We start from the raw sequence: 6,840 nt of genomic DNA, 5'->3' as shown, positions 1-6,840 counted from the left end.
CGCGCGCGCGCTGGATCGCCTCGGCATTGGTCGAGCCGACCTGATCGAAAGCGGCGAGCTTGTAGCCCGCCGCAATGGCCCGGGGTCCGAGCGTGAAGGTCATTTTGACGTTTTTCGCATGATCATCTCCGAAAGCCAGTCTCCAGTTTCGGAACCATGCGCGTCAGAATAGCGACTTCGCCGCCGCCGATGCCATGCTGACCAGCGGGCCCGGATAGGCGAAGAAGAAGATGTTGAAGATGCCCGCGACCGCCAGCACCGTGCGCAGCTCGACTCGCACCGGATCGAGCTTGCCGATCGGCTGGTCGAAATACATCACCTTGACGATCGACAGATAGTAGAACGCGCCCACCACGCTGGTCAGCACGCCGATCACCGCCAGCGTGAACAGGTTCGCCTTGATCGCCGCGACGAAGACGTACCACTTGGCGAAGAAGCCGGCGAGCGGCGGGATGCCGGCGAGCGAGAACAGCAGCATCGCGAAGATGAAAGCGAGCAGCGGATTGGTGCGCGACAGACCGGCGAAATCGCTGATCTGCTCGAGTGCCTGGCCGTCGCGCTTCATCGCCAGGATGATGGCGAAGGAACCGAGCGTCATCGCGACATAGATCGCGATATAGACCAGCACACCCTGCGCGCCCTCGACAGTGCCCGAAGCGAGCCCGACCAGGGCGAAGCCCATATGGCCGATCGAGGAATAGGCCATCAGCCGCTTGATGTTGGTCTGGCCGATCGCCGCGAACGAGCCCAGCGCCATCGAGGCGATCGAGACGAACACCAGGATCTGCTGCCACTCGGTGACGATGCCGGGGAAAGCGGTGAGCGTCGCGCGCGTGAACACGGCGAGCGCGGCAACCTTCGGCGCGGACGCGAAGAACGCGGTGACCGGCGTCGGCGCGCCCTCATAGACGTCGGGCGTCCACATGTGGAACGGCACCGCCGAGACCTTGAAGCAGAGGCCGGCGAGCAGGAAGACCAGGCCGAACACGATGCCGATGCTGCCCTTGGTCGCCGCCGCGGCGATGCCGGCGAAGCTGACCGTGCCCGTGAAGCCGTAGATCAGCGAGGCGCCGTAGAGCAGCATGCCCGACGACAGCGCGCCGAGCACGAAGTACTTCAGGCCGGCTTCGCTGGACTTGGCGTTGTCGCGCTGGCTCGCAGCGACGACGTAGAGCGCAAGGCTCATCAGCTCGAGGCCGAGATAGAGCGAGATCAGGTCGCCGGCCGAGATCAGCACCATCATGCCGAGCGTCGACAGCAGCACCAGGATCGAGAACTCGAAGGAGCGGCCCGACGGCTGGGACAGGAATTCGGTCGCCAGAATAAGCGTGACCGCCGAGCCGATCAGGGCCAGTATCTTCAGGAAGCGGGCGAAGTCGTCGACGATGAAGCTGCCGCCGAAGGTGACGAGCTTGCCGGCCGGCAGCCACAGCTCCAGCACGCCGGTGAGGACCAGCAGCAAGACCGCGAGCGTGGTGACGAGCCGGGTCGTCCCCTGCCCGCGATAGGCTCCGATCATCAACAGCACCATCGCGCCGACCGCGAGCACCAGCTCCGGCAGCACCGGCTGCAACTGATAACCTGCACTGGAAAAGCTCATGACACTGTCCTAACCGAGAACCTCAACTCAGATCGAGGTCCCGTCCTCTTTATTTGACGCGTTTTCTTCATGCGAACCGGGCCCCACTTCGCTTGAAAACGCTATGCTATTTCACGACCAGCGAGGCTGCCTTCACGGCAGTCACGGCGGTGTTGTAGTTGTTGACGAGCTGCTGGACCGAAGCGGCCGACATGTCGAGCACCGGCTTCGGATAGACGCCGAACAGGATGGTCAGCGCGATCAGCGGGAACAGCGTCAGGCATTCACGGAAGGTGAGATCCTTGATCGACATCAGCGCCGGCTTGACCAGCGCGCCGAACACCACCTTGCGGTAGAGCCAGAGCGCATAGGCCGCCGACAGGATCACGCCAGTGGTGGCGAAGAACGCCGTCGGAAGCGAGACCTTGAAGGTGCCGATCAGCGTCATGAACTCGCCGACGAAACCGGACGTGCCGGGCAGACCGACATTGGCCATGGTGAAGACCATGAACGTCATCGCGTAGAGCGGCATCCGGTTCACCAGGCCGCCATAGGTCGCGATCTCGCGGGAATGCATGCGGTCGTAGACGATGCCGACGCAGAGGAACAGCGCGCCGGAGACGATGCCGTGCGAGACCATCTGGAACATGCCGCCGGCGACGCCCTGCGTCGTCACCGCGAAGATGCCCATGGTGACGAAGCCCATATGCGCGACCGAGGAGTACGCGATCAGCTTCTTCATGTCCTCCTGCATCAGCGCCACCAGCGAGGTGTAGATGATGGCGATGACCGAGAGCGTGAACACGAACGGCGCGAAGTCGTGCGAGGCCAGCGGGAACATCGGCAGCGAGAAGCGCAGGAAACCGTAGCCGCCCATCTTCAGGAGGATCGCCGCCAGCACAACCGAGCCCGCGGTCGGCGCCTCGACGTGCGCATCCGGCAACCAGGTGTGCACCGGCCACATCGGCATCTTCACCGCGAAGGAGGCGAAGAAGGCGAGCCACGCCCAGGTCTGCATGCCGCGCGGCACCGCCGTGTGCATCAGCGTCGGGATGTCGGTCGTGCCCGCGTTCCAGTACAGCGCCATGATGGCGAGCAGCATCAGCACCGAGCCGAGCAGCGTGTACAGGAAGAACTTGAACGACGCATAGACCCGGCGCGGACCGCCCCAGACGCCGATGATCAGGAACATCGGGATCAGGCCGCCCTCGAAGAACAAATAGAACAGTACGAGATCGAGCGCCGAGAAGGTGCCGACCATCAGCGTTTCCAGGATCAGGAACGCCATCATGTATTCGCCGACGCGCTGCGTGATCGCCTTCCAGCTCGCGATGATGCAGAGCGGCATGATCGCGGTGGTCAGGATCAGGAGCGGCAGCGAGATGCCGTCGACGCCCATGTGATAGTTGATGCCGGTGGCGAGCCACGACGCCTTCTCGACGAACTGGAAGTCAGTCGAGGCCGGATCGAAGCGCGCGACCAGGATCAGCGAGATCGCGAAGGTGATCAGCGTGGTCCACAGCGCAATCCAGCGCGCCGTGCGGTTCGCGGTCTCGTCCCCGCCCCTAGCGAGCAGGTAGACCAGGATCGCGCCGACCGCCGGAAGGAAGGTCGTGACGGAAAGGATTGGCCAGGTTGTCATTTACTGGCCTCCCAAGCCGAACATGAACCAGGTGATCAATCCGGCCGCCCCAATCAGCATCGCGAACGCGTAGTGATAGAGATAGCCGGTCTGCAATTTGACGACGTTGCGGGTGACGTCGAGCACGCGGGCCGAGATGCCGTCGGGACCGAGACCGTCGATCATGAAGCCGTCGCCCTTCTTCCAGAGCGTGTAGCCGAGCCACTTGGCCGGGCGCACGAAGATGAAGTCGTACAGCTCGTCGAAGTACCATTTGTTGAGCAGGAACTGGTACAGCATCGGCTGCTGGTTCGCGAGCTCGACCGGCAGGTACGGCCTGCGGATGTAGAACATGTAGGAGATGAACAGGCCAAGGGCCATCATCACCGTCGGCAGGTAGGCGAGCAGCGCCGGCATATGCTCCATGTCCTCGAGGATATGCGGGTTCATCTTCACGGACTCGCGGAAGAATTCCTCCACCCCGTGCGGGCTGGCGAACAGCTCCTTGAACGGAAGACCCGCCAGGATCGAGCCCGCGGCGAGCACGCCGATCGGGACCAGCATCCACATCGGGCTCTCATGCGCCGCCTCGTAATGCTTCTGGTCGTGCGGTTCGCCGAAGAAGGTCTTGAAGATCAGACGCCAGGAATAGAACGAGGTCAGGCCGGCGGCGACGATCGTCAGCAGATAGGCGTAGGTCGCCATCGGATTATGCGACGCATAGGCCGACTCGATGATCGCGTCCTTGGAGAAGTAGCCGGCGAACAGCGGGAAGCCGGTCAGCGCCAGCGTGCCGATGCACATCACCGCGAAGGTGTACGGGATCTTGCGCCACAGGCCGCCCATGTTGCGGATGTCCTGCTCGTGATGCATCGCATAGATCACCGAGCCGGAGCCCAGGAACAGCAGCGCCTTGAAGAAGGCGTGCGTGAACAGGTGGAACATGCCGACCGAGTAGGCCCCCGCCCCCATCGCCACGAACATGTAGCCGAGCTGCGAACAGGTCGAGTAGGCGACGATGCGCTTGATGTCGTTCTGCACCAGGCCGATGGTCGCGGCGAAGAACGCCGTGGTCGCGCCGAAGAACATCACGACCGCCTGCGCGGTCGGCGACAGCTCGAACAGCGGCGACAGCCGCGCCACCATGAACACGCCGGCGGTGACCATGGTCGCGGCATGGATCAGCGCCGACACCGGGGTCGGGCCTTCCATCGCGTCCGGCAACCAGGTGTGCAGCAAGAACTGCGCCGACTTGCCCATCGCGCCCATGAACAGCAGGAGACAGGTCAGCGTCAGTGCGTCGACGTGCCAGCCGAAGAAGTCGATGGTCCTGCCGGTCAGCCCGGGCGCGGCGTGGAAGATGGTCTCGAAATCCGTCGAGCCCACCAGCATGAAGATCGCGAAGATGCCGAGCGCGAAGCCGAAATCGCCGACGCGGTTGACCACGAAGGCCTTGATCGCCGCGGCGTTCGCCGACGGCTTCTGGTACCAGAACCCGATCAGCAGGTAGCTCGCCAGACCGACGCCCTCCCAGCCGAAGAACAGCTGCACGAGGTTGTCCGAGGTCACCAGCATCAGCATCGCGAAGGTGAACAGGCTGAGATAGCCGAAGAAACGCGGCCGGTTCGGGTCCTCGTCCATGTAGCCGATGGAATAGAGGTGAACGAGCGCGGACACCGTGTTGACCACGACCAGCATCACCGCGGTCAGCGTGTCGACGCGCAGCGTCCAGGACACCTGCAGGTCGCCCGAGGTGATCCAGGGCAGCAGCACGACGCGCGCGTCATGGTGCATGAAGCCGACATCGACCAGCGTGAACCACGACAGCGCCGCCGAGACGAACAGCAGGCCTGTGGTGATCAACTCGGCCAGCCGCGAGCCGGCAGCCGCCGGCTCGGAGACATGGTGATCGTCGTGACCATGGTCGTCATGGCCGTGATCGTCGTGGGCCGCCGCGGCATGGGCGTCACCATGCGCATCGTCGTGGTGCTCGACGGTGTCGCCGCTCGGGCAGCGCGCATGCGCGCCGGCCAGCGCGATGATGCCCGCGAGGACGGCGCCCAGCAGAGGCAGGAATACGATTGCCTGAACCATGACTGCGCCTAGCCCTTCATCAGATTGACGTCTTCAACCGCGATCGAACCGCGGTTGCGGAAATACACCACCAGCACGGCGAGGCCGATCGCGGCCTCGGCCGCCGCCACCGTCAGCACCAGCAGCGCGAACACCTGGCCGACGATATCGCCGAGGAAGGTCGAGAACGCCACCAGGTTGATGTTGACCGAGAGCAGGATCAGCTCGATCGACATCAGAATGACGATGATGTTCTTGCGGTTGAGGAAGATGCCGAGGATCCCGAGCGTGAACAGGATCGCGCCGACCGCGAGATAGTGCCCGAGCCCGATCGTCATTTCACCCACTCCGCCGCGTCGGCGTCCTGCAGACCCTGCCCCGCCGTCACCCTGCGCAACGCCATCGCCATATCAGGCGTGCGCGCGTTCTGCACATTGATGTTCTGCCGCTTGACGTTGGCCTTGTGACGCAGCGTCAGCACGATGGCGCCGATCATCGCGACCAGCAGCACCATGCCGGCGAGCTGGAAGTAATGGATGTACTTCGTATAGAGCACGAGGCCGAGCGCCTCAGTGTTGCTGACATTGGTCGGGATCGCCGCCGTGATCGTCTTGGCGACCTGCGGATTGATTACCCAGGCGCCGACGACCAGCAGCAGCTCGAACATGAAGATGCCGCCGATCACGATGCCGACCGGCAAATACTGGATGAAGCCTTCGCGCAACTCCACGAAATCGACGTCGAGCATCATGATCACGAACAGGAACAGCACCGCGACGGCGCCGACATAGACCACGATCAGGATCATCCCGAGGAACTCGGCCCCCATCAGGATGAACAGGCCGGCCGCGTTGACGAAGGCCAGGATCAGGAACAGCACGGAGTGCACGGGATTGCGCGAGACAATCACCATGACCGCCGACGCCACGCAGACGGCGGCAAACAGATAGAAGAACAACGCCGGAAGGATCATGCCCTCACCTCACCGGTACGGCGCGTCGAGTGCGATGGACTTCGCAATCTCGCGCTCCCAGCGGTCGCCATTGGCCAGCAGCTTGGCCTTGTCATAGAAGAGCTCCTCGCGGGTCTCGGTCGCGAATTCGAAATTCGGTCCCTCGACGATGGCGTCGACCGGGCATGCCTCCTGGCACAGGCCGCAATAGATGCACTTCACCATGTCGATGTCGTAACGCACCGTGCGGCGGGTGCCGTCGTTGCGGCGCGGACCGGCCTCGATCGTGATCGCCTGCGCCGGGCAGATCGCCTCGCACAGCTTGCAGGCGATGCAGCGCTCTTCCCCATTGGGATAGCGGCGCAGCGCGTGCTCGCCGCGGAAGCGCGGCGAGATCGGGCCCTTCTCGAAGGGATAGTTCAGCGTCGGCTTCGGCTTGAAGAAATAACGCATGGCGAGGAAGAACGCCGAGACGAATTCCGACAGGAGAAGCGAGCGGGCTGTTGCGTTGACGTTGACACTCATGACGGCCTCACTTCGGCGCGATGCCGGTGAACTGCAGCACAGCGGCCACGATCACCACCATCGCCAGCGACAGCGGCAGGAACACCTTCC

General features: G+C 63.5%; 6 protein-coding genes and 1 pseudogene. All 7 read right to left on the bottom strand.

All coding sequences use genetic code 11. The features are described 5' to 3' along the window. A pseudogene (locus tag AS156_RS45040) lies at window positions 1–103 on the bottom strand (biotin--[acetyl-CoA-carboxylase] ligase); the annotation flags it as partial. Between the two features lie 60 nt (window positions 104–163). Next, the gene (nuoN, locus tag AS156_RS28820; protein ID WP_066511826.1) at window positions 164–1,600 is read right to left on the bottom strand and encodes an NADH-quinone oxidoreductase subunit NuoN; all 1,437 of its coding nucleotides are present in this window, start codon (window positions 1,598–1,600) and stop codon (window positions 164–166) included. A gap of 106 nt (window positions 1,601–1,706) precedes the next feature. Next, window positions 1,707–3,221, bottom strand: a complete 1,515-nt coding sequence (locus tag AS156_RS28815) for an NADH-quinone oxidoreductase subunit M (RefSeq protein WP_066511824.1) — start codon at window positions 3,219–3,221, stop codon at window positions 1,707–1,709. Next, the gene (gene nuoL, locus AS156_RS28810; RefSeq protein WP_066511822.1) at window positions 3,222–5,294 is read right to left on the bottom strand and encodes an NADH-quinone oxidoreductase subunit L; all 2,073 of its coding nucleotides are present in this window, start codon (window positions 5,292–5,294) and stop codon (window positions 3,222–3,224) included. Between the two features lie 8 nt (window positions 5,295–5,302). Then, window positions 5,303–5,611, bottom strand: coding sequence for an NADH-quinone oxidoreductase subunit NuoK (nuoK, locus tag AS156_RS28805; protein WP_027537255.1), 309 nt, complete (start codon window positions 5,609–5,611; stop codon window positions 5,303–5,305). After that, window positions 5,608–6,246: an NADH-quinone oxidoreductase subunit J gene (locus tag AS156_RS28800; protein ID WP_066511819.1), complete on the bottom strand. Its 639-nt coding sequence runs from the start codon at window positions 6,244–6,246 to the stop codon at window positions 5,608–5,610. The genes nuoK and AS156_RS28800 overlap by 4 nt, the downstream gene beginning before the upstream one ends. A gap of 9 nt (window positions 6,247–6,255) precedes the next feature. Further along, window positions 6,256–6,750 (bottom strand): NADH-quinone oxidoreductase subunit NuoI, encoded by a 495-nt coding sequence (gene nuoI, locus AS156_RS28795; protein WP_066511816.1) that lies wholly within the window; start codon window positions 6,748–6,750, stop codon window positions 6,256–6,258. Window positions 6,751–6,840 lie beyond the last annotated feature (90 nt).

This window comes from Bradyrhizobium macuxiense, from assembly GCF_001542415.1.
Taxonomy (GTDB): Bacteria; Pseudomonadota; Alphaproteobacteria; order Rhizobiales; family Xanthobacteraceae; genus Bradyrhizobium; species Bradyrhizobium macuxiense.
This window is presented reverse-complemented; position numbering and strand designations above follow the sequence as displayed.